The organism is Methanohalophilus sp. WG1-DM, assembly GCF_004104135.1.
Taxonomy (GTDB): domain Archaea; phylum Halobacteriota; class Methanosarcinia; order Methanosarcinales; family Methanosarcinaceae; genus Methanohalophilus; species Methanohalophilus euhalobius.
This window is the reverse complement of sequence record NZ_RRBA01000060.1, coordinates 1-310: the sequence shown is the minus strand read 5'-3', so window position 1 is coordinate 310 and position 310 is coordinate 1. Positions and strand designations below refer to the sequence as shown.

At 36.1% G+C, this 310-nt stretch carries 1 pseudogene; it reads left to right on the top strand.

What is annotated here, in order from left to right:
* Positions 1-310 (top strand): annotated as a pseudogene (locus tag CI957_RS10465) (RNA-guided endonuclease TnpB family protein); the annotation flags it as partial.

Here is a 310-nt window from a genome sequence, read left to right as displayed (position 1 = left end):
CCAAGCATCCAAAGTTGTAAAACACAAAGATGGAGACTATTATTTCCATTTATCTATTGAGAAAGAAATCCCCGATAAGAAAATAACAGATGCTTCTACCTTCATGGGAATTGATGTTGGTATGAACTATCTTGCTGTTGCTTCTACCACTGACAGGAAATGTAGTTTTTTTGCAGGTGGTGAAATTAAGAATCTTCGCAACCATTACAAATCAATGCGAAAGCGTTTACAATCGAAGGGAACTTTATCTGCAAAACGTATGTTGAAACATATTGCAGGTAAAGAGAAACGTCTTATGCGAGATGTAAAC